The sequence below is a fragment of the Methylobacterium sp. B4 genome (assembly GCF_003201865.1).
Lineage (GTDB): Bacteria > Pseudomonadota > Alphaproteobacteria > Rhizobiales > Beijerinckiaceae > Methylobacterium.
In genome coordinates, this window is record NZ_QJJJ01000009.1 from 13,977 (window position 1) to 30,772 (window position 16,796).

At 69.3% G+C, this 16,796-nt stretch carries 17 protein-coding genes; 16 read left to right on the forward strand and 1 reads right to left on the reverse strand.

Annotation, left to right across the window (positions count from 1 at the left end; all coding sequences use genetic code 11):
- Window positions 1–50 precede the first annotated feature (50 nt).
- From BY998_RS12970 to BY998_RS13025, 12 genes are all read left to right on the forward strand, one after another.
- Window positions 51–812, forward strand: coding sequence for a biotin/lipoate--protein ligase family protein (locus BY998_RS12970; protein ID WP_110352045.1), 762 nt, complete (start codon window positions 51–53; stop codon window positions 810–812).
- A complete protein-coding gene (locus tag BY998_RS12975; RefSeq protein WP_110352046.1) occupies window positions 809–1,375 on the forward strand; it encodes a DUF6505 family protein in 567 nt (188 codons plus the stop codon). Before BY998_RS12970 ends, BY998_RS12975 begins: the two co-directional genes overlap by 4 nt.
- Entirely contained in the window at window positions 1,372–2,382 is a 1,011-nt protein-coding gene (locus BY998_RS12980; RefSeq protein WP_110352047.1) for a DUF6352 family protein, read from the forward strand. Before BY998_RS12975 ends, BY998_RS12980 begins: the two co-directional genes overlap by 4 nt.
- Before the next feature lie 8 nt (window positions 2,383–2,390).
- A complete protein-coding gene (locus BY998_RS12985) occupies window positions 2,391–2,897 on the forward strand; it encodes a DUF3305 domain-containing protein (protein ID WP_110352048.1) in 507 nt (168 codons plus the stop codon).
- Complete coding sequence (locus tag BY998_RS12990) at window positions 2,894–3,586, forward strand: DUF3306 domain-containing protein (RefSeq protein WP_110352049.1); 693 nt, start codon at window positions 2,894–2,896, stop codon at window positions 3,584–3,586. Before BY998_RS12985 ends, BY998_RS12990 begins: the two co-directional genes overlap by 4 nt.
- A gap of 87 nt (window positions 3,587–3,673) precedes the next feature.
- A complete protein-coding gene (locus tag BY998_RS12995; RefSeq protein ID WP_110352050.1) occupies window positions 3,674–4,309 on the forward strand; it encodes a molecular chaperone TorD family protein in 636 nt (211 codons plus the stop codon).
- Window positions 4,310–4,383: 74 nt separating this feature from the next.
- On the forward strand, window positions 4,384–4,647 hold the full coding sequence (locus BY998_RS13000; RefSeq protein ID WP_110352051.1) for a formate dehydrogenase: 264 nt from the start codon (window positions 4,384–4,386) through the stop codon (window positions 4,645–4,647).
- A gap of 7 nt (window positions 4,648–4,654) precedes the next feature.
- Window positions 4,655–7,597 carry a formate dehydrogenase subunit alpha gene (locus tag BY998_RS13005; RefSeq protein WP_110352052.1) on the forward strand — a complete coding sequence of 981 codons (2,943 nt, stop codon included), beginning with the start codon at window positions 4,655–4,657 and terminating at the stop codon, window positions 7,595–7,597.
- 17 nt (window positions 7,598–7,614) lie between these two features.
- Window positions 7,615–8,211 carry a formate dehydrogenase FDH3 subunit beta gene (gene fdh3B / locus BY998_RS13010; protein WP_003605051.1) on the forward strand — a complete coding sequence of 199 codons (597 nt, stop codon included), beginning with the start codon at window positions 7,615–7,617 and terminating at the stop codon, window positions 8,209–8,211.
- Between the two features lie 66 nt (window positions 8,212–8,277).
- On the forward strand, window positions 8,278–9,315 hold the full coding sequence (locus BY998_RS13015) for a formate dehydrogenase subunit gamma (protein ID WP_110352053.1): 1,038 nt from the start codon (window positions 8,278–8,280) through the stop codon (window positions 9,313–9,315).
- 92 nt (window positions 9,316–9,407) lie between these two features.
- Window positions 9,408–9,653 carry a hypothetical protein gene (locus BY998_RS13020; RefSeq protein ID WP_110352054.1) on the forward strand — a complete coding sequence of 82 codons (246 nt, stop codon included), beginning with the start codon at window positions 9,408–9,410 and terminating at the stop codon, window positions 9,651–9,653.
- Between the two features lie 44 nt (window positions 9,654–9,697).
- Window positions 9,698–10,297: a hypothetical protein gene (locus BY998_RS13025; protein ID WP_110352055.1), complete on the forward strand. Its 600-nt coding sequence runs from the start codon at window positions 9,698–9,700 to the stop codon at window positions 10,295–10,297.
- Between the two features lie 196 nt (window positions 10,298–10,493).
- Here BY998_RS13025 and BY998_RS13030 read toward each other — a convergent pair whose 3' ends face one another.
- Window positions 10,494–11,126, reverse strand: coding sequence for a YgjV family protein (locus BY998_RS13030; RefSeq protein ID WP_110352056.1), 633 nt, complete (start codon window positions 11,124–11,126; stop codon window positions 10,494–10,496).
- A gap of 403 nt (window positions 11,127–11,529) precedes the next feature.
- Here BY998_RS13030 and BY998_RS13035 point away from each other — a divergent pair, with 403 nt between their 5' ends.
- From BY998_RS13035 to BY998_RS13050, 4 genes are read left to right on the forward strand one after another with little or no spacing between them, the layout of a single operon-like run.
- Window positions 11,530–11,754 (forward strand): hypothetical protein, encoded by a 225-nt coding sequence (locus BY998_RS13035; protein WP_245421587.1) that lies wholly within the window; start codon window positions 11,530–11,532, stop codon window positions 11,752–11,754.
- The gene (locus BY998_RS13040; protein ID WP_110352057.1) at window positions 11,751–12,386 is read left to right on the forward strand and encodes a TetR/AcrR family transcriptional regulator; all 636 of its coding nucleotides are present in this window, start codon (window positions 11,751–11,753) and stop codon (window positions 12,384–12,386) included. Before BY998_RS13035 ends, BY998_RS13040 begins: the two co-directional genes overlap by 4 nt.
- Window positions 12,383–13,618 carry an efflux RND transporter periplasmic adaptor subunit gene (locus tag BY998_RS13045; protein WP_110352058.1) on the forward strand — a complete coding sequence of 412 codons (1,236 nt, stop codon included), beginning with the start codon at window positions 12,383–12,385 and terminating at the stop codon, window positions 13,616–13,618. Before BY998_RS13040 ends, BY998_RS13045 begins: the two co-directional genes overlap by 4 nt.
- A 54-nt stretch (window positions 13,619–13,672) precedes the next feature.
- On the forward strand, window positions 13,673–16,771 hold the full coding sequence (locus tag BY998_RS13050; RefSeq protein WP_110352059.1) for an efflux RND transporter permease subunit: 3,099 nt from the start codon (window positions 13,673–13,675) through the stop codon (window positions 16,769–16,771).
- Window positions 16,772–16,796 lie beyond the last annotated feature (25 nt).

Consider the following 16,796-nt stretch of genomic DNA (forward strand, 5'->3'; position numbering starts at 1 on the left):
GCGGGCGCAGGTGGCCTCGCAAGTGCTCCGCTCCGACCTGAAACCACTCCATGACCGATTCCGACTCCGGCCTCGCCCTTCTCCGCACCGCACCGCTCGTCCTGCCGCCGGCCTTTACCGGGCTGGTCACGGCCGCGCCGTTCGACGCCGCGGTTCAGGCCTGCCGGCTGGCCGAAGCGGGCGAGGCAGAGGCCGGTACCCTGCTGCTGGAGGAGCGCGAGGACCTGATCGCCTTCGCCGTGGTGCTCGCGCCGACCGAGCCGCTGTCGACGGCGCGCCGCGCCTTCTTCGTCGGGATGCAGGCACTTGCCGATGCGGTGGGCAGCTTCGGGCCGCCGGAAATCCCGGTGACCTTTCACTGGCCCGACACGCTGAGCTTCAACGGCGCCCGGCTCGGCGGCGGCGCGCTTCGCTGGCCGGAGGCCTGCGACGAGGCGGAGGTGCCGGACTGGCTCGTCTTCTCGGCGATGCTGATCGTCTCGAAGCGGGCGGCGGGCGATCCGGGCCTGACGCCGGACTCGACGGCGCTCGAGGAGGAAGGGTTTCCGGCCGATCTGCGCGAGGCCCTGGTCGAGAGCTTTGCGCGCCATCTCACCAAGGCGTTCGAGATCTGGAGCGAGGACGGATTTGCGCGCTCGGCGAGCCGCTACCTGGCGCGCCTCGCGCTGCCGGAGGGCGCCCGCGCCGCGATCGAAGAGAACGGCGACGCCCGCGTGATCCGGGGCGAGGAGATCACCGAGATCCTGCCGCTACGGCCGGCTCTGGAGGCGCCGACTTGGCGCAACCCGGCCACCGGGAGCGTGCGTCTGTGAGCGCCGGCAAGCTGCCGCGCACCCTGCGGCTCGACCCCTCAGACACCTTCGTCTTCGCCCGTGCGGCCGAACCCGGCGAGTGGGCGGTGACGGGCTCGTTCCTATTCTTCGACGCCGATCTTGGCGGGCTTGCGGGCAAGGAACGCGCGGCCTTTCGCTCGGGCTTCGTCGGGGTTCGCTCCCTCGGCTTCTCGACACTCGTCGTCGTCAGCGAGGCGAGCGCGGCGGAGCGTGCCGAGGCGGTGGAGACGCTGGCCGGCCACATCCTCGAACGATTCGGCGCACCGAGCCCGGAGACCGCCCGTGCGGCGGCCGAGGAAGAGATCGAGGTCGCCGCCTCCCTGTGCAACCTGCCCGTCGGCAGCGTCGTCGCCCTGCATCGGAGCGCGCGCGGCGGCGAGATCGCGGAGGAGTTCCGCACCCTGCACCAGCGCGCGCCCGGGTCCGACCCGCTGCACGGGCGCGCCTTCCACTTCGTCGAGACCGACGAGGACGGCCCGGAGGAGCAGGCCGATCTCGTCGGTCTCATGAAGGGCGCCTCCGCCGAGGCTGAGAGAGCATGACCGAGTTCTGGGTATCGAGCGGCCACCACCTTACGCAGCGCACCGAGGGCGGCGGGCTCGCGGTCACCGACGAGCTGATCCTGGCCTATCTGGCGCGGCCCGAACTCGTGCCGCCGGAGGACGCCTGCGCGGCCGAGCGCGCGATCCATGCCGGCCTGCTCGCCGCGCCGCGCCGCCCCGTGCCGAGGGCGGAACTCGACCGGCTCGCGGACGCGGATGCGCGCGAGAACTGGGAAGTGATGCTGGCCTTCCGCGAGCGGCTGCTCGCGGCGCGCTCGGTCGAGGCGGCCTATCTCGCCCTGGTACGCGGCGGCCTGCAAGGCGTGCCGGGGCTGTTCCTCAACCAGCTCGTCCATTTGATCCTGCGCAACGCGCTGGACGGGTGCGAGGACCCCTTCGTCCTGCGCGCCGCCGAACTGTTCTTCCGGACGCAGCGGGTCAGCCTGCACGAGGGCGCGGTGCTGCTGGCCGATGCCGAGGTGATCGAGGCGCGGGAGGGCGGCGCACCGCTCTCGCCCCTCGTTTCGATGCTGGGCAAGGAGGCGGCCAGCGAACTCGACGTGCTCGTCGAGGACAATGCCTGGACCTACTGGAGCCGCTCGGACGCCTTCACCATGGCGCTCAATCTCGGCTCCAGTGCCCGCAGCCGCGAGGGGCTGGCCCGGGCGATCGAGGTCTTCGTGCGCCATCTGCTGAACGCCGAGGTGACCGTGACACCCCTCGACCGGCTAGAGGATCCCGATTGGCGCTGGTTCGTCGGGCTCGATGCCGAGGGCACGCGCATCGGCAATCGGCTCTGGAACGGCGAGGCGCTGGACGCGGCGACGCGGGAGCGGGTGATCGCCGTCTTTTCCCTGACCTTCGCCGATCCGGCCCAGGTCGATCCGCGGGTCGGCGAGCGCCCGGTCTACCTGCTGCTCGCCATGAGTGCGGATAAGACGTTGCAGCTGAAGCCGCAGAATCTCGTTGTCGGATTGCCGCTGGCCTCCGACCGAGCGGCCGCGTGAGGACGAGCATGACGCCGGAAGACCGCTTCGAGGTCGGCATCATCGTGGCGCGCCGCCGCCTCAAGGGGCCGTGGGCGAGCCATGTCTGGATGCCGGTGGCCGCCCTGCCCGCGGCCGCGCAGGCCGAGCCCTGGACCAAACTTTCCGAGACCGAGGAGGAGGCGACCTTCTACGCGGGCGCCTACGAGGTCTCGCTGCACATCGGCGAGACCGCACATTACCGCGACAACCTCGTCTCCGGGCGTCCCTCCCTCTGGGTCTCGCTGCGGGCCACCGCCGAGGACACCTACGACATCGCGAGCGTCACCGCCGACCCCTACGAGGGCGAGTCGATGGCCGAGGGGATCGGCGAGATCGTCGAGGCCGTGCCGATGCCGCCCGAGCTGCAGGCCAAGCTGCTGGCCTTCTTCGAGGCCTTTCACATCGAACGCAAGTTCGAGAAGCGCAAGCGCGACCGCGCCGATCCCGAGGCGCTGGCCCGCCGCGCCCCCGGCTCCCAGGGCAAACCCGAATGAGCGAGACCTTTCTCTCCCGCTGGGCCCGGCGGAAGGACGCCGTCCGCGCCGAACGCCCCGAGACGCCTCCGGCCGCTCCGGAAGCGGACGGGGCGCCGACGCCGGGCTTGGACCCTGGCTCCGCCAGCGCGATCCCGCCACGGGCGGAAGCGGGGGCCGAGGGCGCGCCGCTCGCCGAGTTGCCCTCGCTCGAGACCCTGACGGCGCAGAGCGATCTCACGGCCTTCCTGCGCGCCGGGGTGCCGGCCCCGCTGCGCAACGCGGCCCTGCGCCGGATGTGGTCTCTGGACCCGTCGATCCGCGACTTCGTGAGCGAGGCGCGGGAATACGCCTACGACTGGAACACGCCCGGCGGCGTGCCGGGCCTCGGCCCGCTGCTGCCGACCGACGACGTGAAGGCGATGCTCGACCGGCTCGTTGGCGGCGTCCCCGCCAAGGACGATGCGCCGGCGGAAGAGATGCGGCAGGAAACCTCCCCGGCTGAAGAGCCGGGCGAGACCACCGTCGCAAGCCTGCCCGACGCGCCGGCCCCTCCCGCGCTCGAGACGCCCTGCGCCGCAACCGCATCACGTCCGATCGAGAGCCTGCAAGGTCCGGTAGAGCCCTCTGCGACCGCCGTACCTCAACCGGCGCCGACGCCCCCGGAACGGCCCCGCCTGCGGCGCCATGGAGGGGCGATGCCCGTGTAATTCACGCGCATTTCGATTGCGGCAAAGCGAAACGCTTTTTATTATCGATCCAAACAAGGCGGTCCTGCGAAGGACCTGAGGGAAACGATGAGTTCGGTTGCGTCGGTCATGGCACTCCCGGAAAGCGAGGTGCCCGGGTTCGGCGGCTTGCCCGACGACGTCGACCTCCTGCGCGCGCAGCAATACGACCTGCTGGCCGCCCTCCTCGGACGGGCGCCGGCGCCGGCCCTGCTCGCGGCGCTCGCCGCGTTGCCGGACGGCGACGGGGTTCTGGGCCGTCAGGTCTCGGCCCTGCGCCGCGCCGCGGCCGAGATCGGCGCGGCGGATGTCGAGCGCGAGTTCTTCGCGCTGTTCATCGGCGTCGGGCGGGGCGAGCTTCTTCCCTACGCCTCCTATTACCTCACCGGCTTCCTCAACGAGCGTCCGCTGGCGCGGGTGCGCGAGGACTTCTTCGCGCTCGGCATCGAGCGGGACGAATCGATAAGCGAGCCGGAGGATCACCTCGCGATCCTCTTGGAGGTGATGGCCGGGCTCGCGGCGGGGCGGTTCGAAGCGGAGCCCGGCATGCAGGGCCGCTTCTTCGCCCGGCACATCGAGCCCTGGGCAGGGCGCTTCTTCGCGGACCTGGAGGACGCGAAAGCGGGCCGGTTCTACCGCGCGGTCGGGGGGCTCGGCCGCGCCTTCATCGAGATCGAGGTGGAAGCCTTCGCCATGGAAGGCTGAAGCGCTTGCGCGACGAGACAAACGGAAGCGAGGCGCGTTGCCATCACAGGCAGCCGCCGAAGGAGACGAGGGTGATGCGACAGGATCCGAAGACGCTCGGTCGTCGCCAGTTCTTTCGGGCGCTCGGGGGCAGCACCGTGGCCGCCGCGGCGGCGGTCGCCTCGCCGATGGGTGCGACCGAAGCGCAGGCCTACGATCCCGGCACCGACGAGACCCGGGCCCGCTACCGCGAGAGCGACCACGTGAAGGCGTTCTACCGCACCAACGGGTACGAGACCCTCAAGAAGAACACCGATCCGGCGTCGACCGGTCCCAAGTCTTCGACCGGTCCGAAGTGAGGCTGCCATGCTGATCAAGCGCAAGAGCGGCGAGGCTGCTCGCACCAAGCACCAGGCCGTCGCCGCCGGCCTCGCGTCGGGCGTGCTCGACCGCCGCGCCTTCCTGCGGAAGTCCGGCCTCACCGCCGGCGCGCTCGCGGCCGCCGGCACGACCCAGCTCGGATCGGTGCGCAAGGCCAAGGCCGCCGGCTCCTCCGCGGTCGGGCCGGACACGGTGATCAAGAAGAACGTCTGCACCCACTGCTCCGTGGGCTGCACGGTCACGGCCGAGGTCGTGAACGGCGTCTGGGTCGGCCAGGAGCCGTCCTGGGCGAGCCCGATCAACCGCGGCACCCACTGCGCCAAGGGCGCGGCCATCCGCGAACTCGTCTCGTCCGACCGCCGCCTCAAATACCCGATGAAGCTCGAAGGCGGGCAGTGGAAGCGGATCTCGTGGGACCAGGCATACGAAGAGATCGGCGATAAGCTGATCCAGATCCGCGAGAAGAACGGCGCGGACTCGGTCTACTGGCTCGGCTCGGCCAAGTTCACCAACGAGGCCTCCTACCTGATGCGCAAGTTCGCCGCCCTCTGGGGCACGAATTCGATCGACCATCAGGCGCGCATCTGCCACTCGACGACGGTGGCGGGCGTGGCCAACACCTGGGGCTATGGCGCCCAGACCAATTCCTACAACGACATCCGCAACGCCAAGACGATGATCATCCTCGGCGGTAACCCCGCCGAAGCGCACCCGGTCTCCCTGCAGCACGTGCTGTCGGGCAAGGAGATCAACCGCGCCAACATGATCGTCATCGATCCGCGCTTCACCCGCACCGCTGCGCACGCCACCGAATACGTCCGCATCCGCTCCGGCACCGATATTCCGGTGGTCTGGGGCATCCTCTGGCACATCTTCCAGAATGGCTGGGAGGACAAGGAGTTCATCGCTCAGCGCGTCTACGCGATGGACGACGTGCGCAAGGAAGTCGCCAAGTGGACGCCCGACGAGGTCGAGCGCGTCTCCGGCGTGCCGGGCGAGCAGCTCAAGCGCGTCGCTGAGAAGTTCGCCAAGGAGAAGCCGGCGACTCTGATCTGGTGCATGGGCGCGACCCAGCACACGGTCGGCACCGCCAACGTCCGGGCGCTGTGCATCCTGTGTCTGGCCACCGGCAACGTCGGCAAGCCGGGCACCGGCGCCAACATCTTCCGCGGCCACACCAACGTGCAGGGCGCCACGGATCTGGGCCTCGATGTCACCTCGCTGCCGCTCTATTACGGCCTCGTCGAGGGCGGCTGGCGCCACTGGGCCCGCGTCTGGGAGGTCGAGTACGAGTGGCTGCAATCGCGCTTCGATGAGGTTCCGGCGGCGGCCGGCCGCAAGGCCCGCACCCGCAAGGAGAACATGGAGGCGCCCGGTATCACCTCGACCCGCTGGTTCGATGCCGTGAATCTGCCGCCCGAGCAGATCGACCAGAAGAGCCCGGTCAAGGCCTTCATGGTCTTCGGCCACGGCGGCAACACCGTCACCCGCATGCCCGAAGCGATCGAGGGCATGAACAAGCTGGAGCTGCTGGTCGTCGCCGACCCGCACCCGACCACCTTCGCCGCGCTCGATGCCCGGCAGGACAACACCTACCTGCTGCCGATCTGCACCTCGCTCGAGATGGACGGCTCGCGCACCGCCTCGAACCGCTCGATCCAGTGGGGCGAGCAGGTCGTGAAACCGGCCTTCGAGTCGAAGAACGACTACGAGGTGCTCTACAAGCTCGCGCAGAAGCTCGGCTTCGCCGACAAGCTGTGCAAGAACATCAAGATCGTCGACGGCGTGCCCGAGGCCGAGGACATCCTCCGCGAGATCAACCGCGGCGGCTGGTCGACGGGCTATTGCGGCCAGTCGCCGGAGCGGCTGAAGGCGCACATGCGCAACCAGCACAAGTTTGATCTGGTGACGCTGCGCGCGCCCAAGGACGACCCGGAGGTCGGCGGCGACTATTACGGCCTGCCCTGGCCGTGCTGGGGCAAGCCGGAGATCCGGCACCCGGGCTCGGCCATCCTGTACAACACCAACCTCCACGTGAAGGAGGGTGGCGGCACCTTCCGCGCGCGCTTCGGCACGGAGCGCAACGGGCAGACTTTGCTCGCCGAGGATTCCTTCTCGAGAGGCTCGGACCTGACCGACGGCTACCCGGAATTCACCTTCGGCGTATTCAAGAAGCTCGGCTGGGACCGCGACCTGACGCCCGAGGAACTGGCCACGATCCTCAAGATCGGCGGCGAGAAGCCCGACACGGTCAGCTGGGCCACCGACCTTTCCGGCGGCATCCAACGCGTCTGCCTGGAGCACGGCGTCTCGCCGTTCGGCAACGGCAAGGCCCGGGCGAATGCCTGGAACCTGCCCGACCCCGTGCCGGTCCACCGCGAGCCGGTCTACTCGCCGCGGCCCGACCTCGTGGCGAAGTACCCGACCCGGCCCGACGAGCGGCAGCTGCGTATGCCCAATATCGGCTTCTCGGTGCAGAAGTCGGTGGTGGATCGCGGGGTCGCCAAGGAGTTCCCGATCATCCTCACCTCCGGACGCCTCGTGGAATACGAGGGCGGTGGCGAGGAGACACGTTCGAACCCGTGGCTGGCCGAGCTGCAGCAGGACATGTTCGTCGAGATCAACACCGGCGACGCGGCCGAGCGCGGCATCAAGGACGGACAGTTCGTCTGGGTCACCGGCCCCGAGAACGCCTCGAAGGCCAAGGTGAAGGCGCTGGTGACCGACCGCGTCGGCAAGGGCGTGGCTTTCATGCCCTTCCACTTCTCCGGTTGGTACCAGGGCAAGGACATGCGCGACTACTACCCGAAGGGCACCGACCCGGTGGTGCTCGGCGAGAGCGTGAACACCGTGACGACCTACGGCTTCGATCCTGTGACGGGCATGCAGGAAACGAAGTGCACCCTGTGCCAGATCAAAGCGGCCTGAGAGGAGCGACCCGAACCATGGCCCGGATGAAGTTCCTCTGCGACGCGGATCGCTGCATCGAGTGCAACGCCTGCGTCACGGCCTGCAAGAACGAGCACGAGGTGCCGTGGGGCATCAATCGCCGCCGCGTCGTCACCCTCAACGACGGCAAGCCCGGCGAGCGCTCGGTCTCCATGGCCTGCATGCATTGCACCGACGCGCCCTGCGCGGCGGTGTGCCCGGTGAATTGCTTCTACACGACCGCCGACGCGGTGGTGCTGCACTCCAAGGACATCTGCATCGGCTGCGGCTACTGCTTTTACGCCTGCCCGTTCGGCGCGCCCCAGTATCCGCGCGTCGGGAACTTCGGTTCGCGCGGCAAGATGGACAAGTGCACCTACTGCTCCGGCGGTCCCGAGCCCGATTTCTCGACCGCCGAGTACGAGAAGTACGGCTCGAACCGTCTGGCCGAGGGCAAGCTGCCGCTCTGCGCCGAGATGTGCTCGACCAAGGCGCTGCTGGCGGGTGACGGCGAGATGATCGCCGAGATCTACAAGCAGCGGGTGATCAAGCGCGGCTACGGCTCCGGCGCCTGGGGCTGGAAGACGGCCTACCGCGAGACCGTCGCGATCTGATCCGGCTCCGCGGGCGCGAAGGACGCCCGCGGGACCCAACCAAGAGACGCCTGGAAAGGAACGCCGATGCGGCGGGTAACGACCCTCTTCAGCACCCTCCTCGTCGCGGCGATGCTGGTCGCGGCGCCAGCGGCCTTTGCCCCGGTGCAGGCCCAGAACCCGATCCAGGCCGACGGCCAGAACCCGATGGGTGCGCGCCCGACGGCGGATTCGGTCAACGAGGAGCTTCTGTTCAAGCAGGAGTCGAAGATCCGGGGCCGGATCTCGATTCCGGACGGCAAGGCCGCCAACCTGATCCAGCCGCAGGGCCGCGAGTATCAGAACTTCCGCGAGCGCTGGCTGCCCTGGATCGGGGCGCTCGCCATCCTCGGCATGGTGGCCGCGCTCGGCGCGTTCTTCCTTTTCCGCGGCCGGATCATGATGGAGCACAGCCAGGAATCGGGGAAGAAGATCCTGCGCTTCAACGCGTTCGAACGCTTCACGCACTGGATGACGGCGGTGTGCTTCATCATCCTGTCGCTGTCCGGTCTGAACTACATCTTCGGCAAGCGACTGCTGATGCCGCTGATCGGCCCCGACGCCTTCGGTGCCCTTTCGCAATGGGCCAAGTACAGCCACGTCTACCTCGCGTGGCCGTTCATGCTCGGCGTCGCCTTCATGTTCGTGGTCTGGGTGCGCGACAACATCCCCAGCAAGGTCGATTGGGCCTGGATCAAGGCCGGCGGCGGTTTCATTGGCAAGGGGCATCCCCATGCGGGCCGCTTCAATGCCGGCCAGAAGGGCGTGTTCTGGATGGTCGCCGGATTCGGCGCCGCCATGGGCGCGACCGGGCTGATGATGCTCTTCCCGTTCGCGCTCCTCGACATCAACGGCATGCAGGTCATGCAGGTGATCCATTCGCTGATCGGCATCGTCTTCATCGCCGGCATCCTGGCCCACATCTATATCGGCACGCTCGGCATGGAGGGCGCCTACGACGCCATGGGCAGCGGCAAGGTGGATCTCGCCTGGGCGCGCGCCCACCACGACCTCTGGGTCGAGAAGGAGCAGGCGCGCACCGGCAGCGGTCCGCAGCTCAAGGGCCACCCGGCTCCGGCCGAGTGACGGAACCGGGGCCGGTCGCGCGGGCCGGCTTTCGCAAACGGGCAGACGATCCGCGCTTATCGAGGCCTGTGGCCTCCAGGGACGACACGAGCATGAAAGCCTTCCTCGCCGCCATCGTCGCCGCGATCGCCCTCGGGGTGCTGGCGATGTTCGCGCTCACCAGCAGTCAGAAGTTCGCCTACCAGGCCTTCGCCACCTCCGGCGCGCGGGTTTCGGAGCCTGGCACCAACCTCGTCGGCCCTCGCTGGAACGGCGACACCGCGCCCGACGAGATGGGTTCCGAGGCCGAGCCGCACGGCAAGGCCGAGGGAACGGCCTCGCACCCGAAGCGCTCCTGAGCGCCGGCCAAGACGAAGCGACGAGACACGAGGGAGTGAGCCCGATGAAGCCTGCGTCCATCACCCGGCATCTGGTCGGCGGCCTCGCGGCGTCCGCGCTCCTCCTCGGCGCCGCCGCGGCGCAGGATGCCGGCCAGCCGGCCCCTGCCCCGGTCGCCGCAGGCAAGCCGGCCAATCTGTGCCAGGAGCTCGTCGCCTTCGTGAAGGCGCCGGAACCGGCCAACAAGGCCGCTGCGACGCCGCCGCAGCAGGCGACCGCCGTCTCGAATCCGTCGGGCAAGACCGAGGGCGCCAAGCCGTCGGGCAGCAGCGAGCCGCAGAAGACCTCGGGCCTCAGCGGCCCGACGAACGAGGGCGGAAGCGGGCCGGCCCCCGGCCCTGCGACCAATGCGGCGTCGGGCAACCCGGCGGACAATCACAATGCCAAGGCGAATGCCCTCGCCAAGTCTCCCCCGCCTCCAGCGGCGCCCGCGCCCGCCCCGAAGCCCGACCCGGCGGTGGTGGAGAAGATCGAGGCGGCGGCCGGTGCCAACGACCTCGCCGCCTGCCGGGCCGCGGCCCGCTCGATGCGGCTCGCCGGTGTGGCGCTGCCCCCGCCCCTGCTCGCGCTCTCGGCGCTCGATCCCAAATTCTTCGCGCAGTAGCGAGTCGGGGCGGAGCAGCGACGCGCCACCTCAGTATCTGTTTGATCGCTTCGGTCTTTTCCGTCGTCATTGCGAGGCGAGGCCGTGGCAATCAAGGACTCCGCATTGTCCGGACAGGTCGCGCTCCGGGTCGCTTCGGCTCCGCCTCGCGATCACGGAACGGGGCAAAGTCCGAGGCGATCGAACCGAGATGATCTCAGACCGCGTCCCGGAGCGGTCCGACATTCTCCGCAGCGCCCGGCAGATTTTCGGCCTCCGCCGCGACGAGTGCCGGCTCGCTGACCCTGGCAGGTCCGCCGCGCAGCAGCGCCACCAGGAGCGCCGAGATCGTGAGCACGTCGCAGGTCAGGCCGAAGACCGAACCGACCAGCGTGTTGTGGATCATCCAGCAGGACGATGCGCCCAGGAAGAAACGGCGCATGCACTCGGCATCGCCCTGAAGCCGTGCGGCGGTCGCGAGCAGGGCGCCGAGGCCGGCGCAGGCTGAAGGCCAACCGTTCCAGGTCGCGACGGTGAGGCCGGCGGCGACGAGACTGCTGCCGGTGAAGAGCGGCACCACCCAGGCCGCGCGGGCATCGGCGCCGATCCACCGGGCGGCAACGAGGCTTTGCATCACCGAGATCAGGCACATCGCCGCCCCGGTCGTCGCGCCGAGTTGCAGGTAATGCAGCGCGAAGCAGGTCGAGCACGCCGCCGCTGTCAGGAGGATCGTGCTGCGGCTCGGCATCATGCCGGAGGCAAAGCCGAGGCAGAGCCCCAGGCTTCCGTACAGGTCGAGGTGTTCACGCGCGGCATGCCACGCGAGGGCGATGTAATCTGCGGCGATCATGGTGAGTGTCTCGAACGGCGCGTCTGATGCTATGTCTCGGAGCCGTTCCGGAGCGCTTGTTCTAGATGTACGCTTTTGCAAGGCTAGTCTGAGCTTGCGAAAGCAGTGATTTCCGGGCGTTCGGCCGCGCCCGTCTTGGCGACTGCGCTATTCCTGCTTGGTAACCGGAACGTTAATGCGGGGTGAAGCGTGCGCGGGCGTGGCACGCTTGCCGCACTTGTGGAGCGGAACAAGACGCGCGGCCCGACGAGAATGAACGTTCATTGACACGAGAATGAACGTTCACTATCAAGCTCGCGAGCGTAGGAGTTCGCGTATGAACTTGTCCCAAGGATCCGCCGGTTTCCTCTCCCCGTCCTTCGATCATGCGATGGAGTCGGATGGCCGTGATGCGTTGAGCCCGATGCGCCTGGTCCGGGCCGTCTGCACGCCGGCAAACCTCCTGCTCTGCGCCGTCGTGGCGTTCGGCTGGTTCGCCCTGATCGGCTGGACCGGTGCCGGGCCGGACGGCTTCCAGGCGCGGCTCTGCGCCGATCTCGACCTTCAGCCCCGCGCCTGCGCCGCGGTGCAATCCATGAGCGACGCGGGCCGCGCCGCCGGGGCGGACAGCGTGAGAAACGCGTCGTGAGTGCCGCCGTCGGCGCCGTCATCGATGCCCGCAGCGGACAGGCTGTGCGGCGCGAGCACATCCTCGACGCGGCGGAGGCCTGCTTCGTCCGCAACGGCTTTCACCGCACGACCATGCAGGATCTCGCCCGCGAGGCTTCGATGAGCCCGGGCAACATCTACCGCTACTTCGATTCCAAGGAAGCGGTCGTCCTCGGTCTGGCCGAGCGCGACCGTGAGCGCGGCGCTGTCCTCGTCGAGGCGATGGAGCGGGCCGGCGACCGGCTCGGTGCGCTGATGGGCATTCTCAGCCGCTTCTTCATCGATATCAGCCGCGAGGCCGCGGTTCTGCGTCTCGACTTGTGGGTGGAAGCCACCCGCAACCCTGCCATCGCCGACCTTGTCGAACGGGGCGACGAGGAGGGCCGGGTCTGGCTGACCGAGATGTTCGACGCGCTCAAGACCTCGCCGGACTGCGATCCCGCGGCCCTGTTCGACGCAATCGCGCCACTGATGAAGGGCATGATCGTCAGCCGGGCGCTCATTCCCGGCTACGATGCCCGTCCCTCCGTCGCTCAGCTTCAGGCGCTGATCGAGGCGGGTCTCTCGGGCGCGCTCGCCCATTCCCCTGCCGACAAGGAAGCCGGCCGATGATCCGCGCCCGGACCCTGGCCGTTCCGGCCCTGGTATTCACCGCCTTGAGCCTCGGTCCCGCAAGGGCCGAAACGGCGCAGACCCCGGCGAAGACCGCGCCCGCCCCGATCGTGAGCGTGGTCGAGGCCGCGCGCCGCGAGATCGTGGAGAGCGTCGTCGTCACCGGAACGCTGGTGCCGCGCGACGAGATCCTGGTCACGCCCGAGATCGACGGTTACCGGCTCGTCGAGCTGCTGGTCGAGGAGGGCATGCGCGTCGAGAAGGGGCAGGTGCTCGCGCGTCTCTCGCGCGACCTGATCGAGCGGCAGATCGCCCAGCAGAACGCCCTGATCGACAAGGCGACCGCCGCCGTTCCGCAGGCGCAGAGCAACATCGAGCAGGCCGAGGCCGCCGAACTCGAAGCGCACCTCGCCTATGATCGCGCCAAGCAGCTGATCCAGACCGGCAACACCACGGCCGTCATCATGGAGAGCCGCACCGCGGCTTTGCGTCAGGCGGAAGGCAAGCTGGCCTTCGCCCGCAACGGCCTCGCCATGGCCAGGGCGGAGCTGGCCCAGGCCCGGGCGGTGCGCGACGAACTCGACCTGCGGCTCGCCCGCACCGAGATCCGCGCGCCCGAGGCCGGCATCGTCAACCGCCGCACGGCGCGGGTCGGCATGGCGACCTCGTCCTCGGCGGAACCGCTGTTCCGGCTGATCGCCCGGGGCGAGATCGAGCTGGAAGCCGAGGTCATCGAGACGAAGCTGCCGCTGCTGCGCGAGGGCGCGCCGGCCTTTATCGAGATCGGCGAGGGCGAGCGGGTCCGCGGCAGCGTCCGCGCGGTCTACCCGGAAGTCGACCGGGCGAGCCGCCTGGGCAAGGTCCGCGTGCGCCTCGATCCCGATCCGCGCCTGCGCATCGGCACCTTCGCCCGCGGCGCGGTCGAACTCGCCCGCACCCGCGGCGTGACCGTGCCCCAGGCCTCCGTCCTCTACGGCGGCGGCAAGCGCAGCTCCGTGCTCGTCGTGGCCGAGGATCGGGTCGAGTCCCGCGAGGTTCGTACGGGCCTCTCCGACGACGACGACATCGAGATTCGTGCCGGCCTGACCGAGGGCGAACGGGTGGTGGCCCGCGCGGGCAGCTTCCTGCGCGACGGCGACCGCGTCCGCCCTGTCGCCGCCACGATCCGCTCGCCGGCCGCGGTCTCGGCCGCACCCTCGCCGAACGCCACCGCCGACGCCGGCCTGCGCTGACCGCTCTCCGCCGCGCGCGGGGCCACGCTCGAACCTCACTGACGGGTTGCGCGAATGCGCCTGAACATCTCCGCCTGGGCGATCCGCAATCCGATCGCGCCCATCGTCCTGTTCCTCGTGCTGATGGTGCTCGGCCTCGTCAGCTTCCGGGGGCTGGCCGTCACGCGCATGCCGAACGTGGACGTGCCGATCGTCTCGGTCTCGATCACGCAGAGCGGCGCCGCGCCGTCCGAATTGCAGACCCAGGTCACGAAGTGGGTCGAGGATTCGATCGCGGGCGTGCGCGGGGTCAAGCACATCACCTCGGCGATCACGGAGGGCTCGTCCGTCACCACCGTCGAGTTCCGGCTGGAGGTGAACACCGACCGCGCCGTCAACGACGTCAAGGATGCGATCTCGAAGATCCGCATCAACCTGCCGCGCACGATCGACGAGCCGGTCATCCAGCGTGTCGAGATCACCGGCCTGCCGATCCTGATCTACGGCGTCACCTCGCCCGCGATGACGCCCGCCGAGCTGTCCTGGTTCGTGGAGGACAAAGTCGCTCGCACGCTCCAGGGCGTGAAGGGCGTCGGCGGCGTCGAGCGGGTGGGTGGCGTCGCCCGCGAAATCCGCATCACCCCCCTGCCCGACCGGCTGCTGGCGCTCGGCATCACCGCGGCCGACGTGAATCGTCAGGTGCGCGTCACCTCCGCCGACATGGCGGGCGGGCGCGGCGAGGTCGGCGGCCGTGAGCAGTCGATCCGCACGCTGGCGGCTTCGCGCACCATCCGCGACCTCAAGGCCACCTCCATCGTCCTGCCCGGCGGGCGCAAGGTGCGCCTGGACGACCTCGCCACCGTCGAGGACGCGATCGAGGAACCGCGCACCTTCGCCCGCTTCAACGGCGAGCCGGTCGTCGCCTTCTCGGTCTCGCGCGGCTCGGGCGCCAGCGATGCCGAGGTCGCCGCGGGCGTCGAGAAGAAGATCGCCGAGTTCAGCCAGGGCTATCCCGAGATCCGCTTCGAGACCATCGACTCCTCGGTCGCGGCGACGATCGGCAGCTACGATTCGGCCATGCACACGCTGATCGAGGGCGCCGCGCTCGCCGTCCTCGTGGTGTTCCTGTTCCTGCGCGACTGGCGTGCCACGCTGATCGCGGCGGTAGCACTGCCGCTCTCGGTGCTGCCCACCTTCTGGGCGATGGACGCGCTGGGCTTCACGCTCAACGGCATCAGCCTGCTGGCGATCACGCTTGTGACCGGCATCCTCGTGGACGACGCCATCGTCGAGATCGAGAACGTCGTGCGCCACATGCGAATGGGCAAGTCGCCCTACCGCGCCTCGATCGAGGGCGCCGACGAGATCGGACTCGCGGTCATCGCCATCACCGCGACGCTGATCGCCGTCTTCGCCCCCGTCTCCTTCATGGGCGGCATCGCCGGCCGCTACTTCATCCAATTCGGGCTCACCATCGCCGTCTCGGTGTTCATGTCGTTGCTCGTGGCGCGCCTGATCACGCCGCTACTCGCCGCCTACTTCCTGCGCGACCACGGGCACGCGGAGGAGCGGGAGGGCCCGATCATGCGCGCCTACGGCCGGCTGGTGGGCTGGTCGGTGCGCCACAAGTGGATCACGCTGTTCGTCGGCCTCGCGCTGTTTGCCGGCTCGCTCGCCTCCACCCGGCTCCTGCCCTCGGGCTTCATTCCGAAGCAGGACAATGCGCGCACGTTGTTCATGATCGAGCTGGCACCCGGCGCCAAGCTTGCCGACACCGTCGCCGTCTCCGACCGCGTGGTCGAGCGCATCCGCGCCCTGCCCGAAGTCAGCTCGGTCTTCGTGGATGGCGGCCGTCAGGCCGGCGGCAAGAAGGAGACGCGGCTCGCCACGCTCATCGTCAACCTCAGCCCCAAGAGCCAGCGCGCCAAGCGGCAATGGACGATCGAGACCGAGATCGCCGGCCTACTGGCGCAGGAGCCCGACATCCGCTCCTGGAACCTGCGCGAGAACGGCCAGCGCGACCTCGCCCTCGTGGTCGGCGGACCCGATGTCGAGGTGGTGACGGAGGTCGCCGCCCGGCTCCAGCGCGACATGGCCGCGATCCCGCACCTCGTCTCGGTGATGTCCACCGCACCCCTCAACCGCACCGAGGTCCGCATCCGCCCCAAGGAGGGCGCGGCGGCCGATCTCGGCGTCTCCACCGACGTAATCGCGGAAACGGTGCGTGTCGGCACCATCGGCGACATCGGCATCAACCTCGCCAAGTTCAACGCCAAGGACCGGCAGGTTCCGATCCGCGTGCAGCTGCCCGAGAGCGCCCGCGGCGCGATTTCGCGGCTGGAGAATTTGAAGGTGCCGGCCAAGAACGGCACGGCGGTGCCGCTCGCCTCCGTGGCCGACATCGAACTCGACCAGGGCCCGGGCGCCATCGAGCGCTACGACCGCGTGGTGCGCGTGGCGGTGGAGGCCAATATGGAAGGTTCGGACGCGCTCGGCTCGCTGATCGAGCAGGCCCTCGCCACCCCGACCGCGAAAAACCTGCCGCCGGGCGTGACCATCCGCCAGACGGGTGACGCCGAGATCATGCAGGAGGTCTTCTCCGGCTTCCTCATGGCGATGGGCGCCGGCATCATGATGGTCTACGCCGTGCTGGTGCTGCTGTTCGGCTCGTTCCTGCAGCCGCTCACCATCCTGTTCTCGCTGCCGCTCTCCATCGGCGGGGCGATCCTCGGCCTTCTCATCTTCAAGATGCCGATCTCGATGCCGGTCGTCATCGGCATCCTGATGCTGATGGGTCTGGTGACGAAGAACGCGATCATGCTCGTGGACTTCGCCGTCGAGGAGATGCGGGCGGGCGTCGATCGCGTCACGGCCATCGTCGATGCCGGCCGCAAGCGGGCGCGCCCCATCGTGATGACGACGATCGCCATGGCCGCCGGCATGGTCCCCTCCGCGATGGCGCTCGGGATCGGCGGCGAATTCCGCGCGCCCATGGCGGTCGCGGTGATTGCCGGCCTGATCGTCTCGACCCTGCTCTCGCTGGTGTTCGTGCCGGCGGTGTTCCTGCTGATGGACAGCTTCGGCAGCCTGCTCGGGCGTGGCCTCGGACGCTTCGTCGGACCGCGCGACGAGGCCGAAGACGGCCCCGCCCCCGCCCCGGCGGCTCACGGCTAGGGCCCCTTCCCGCACACAGCCGGAA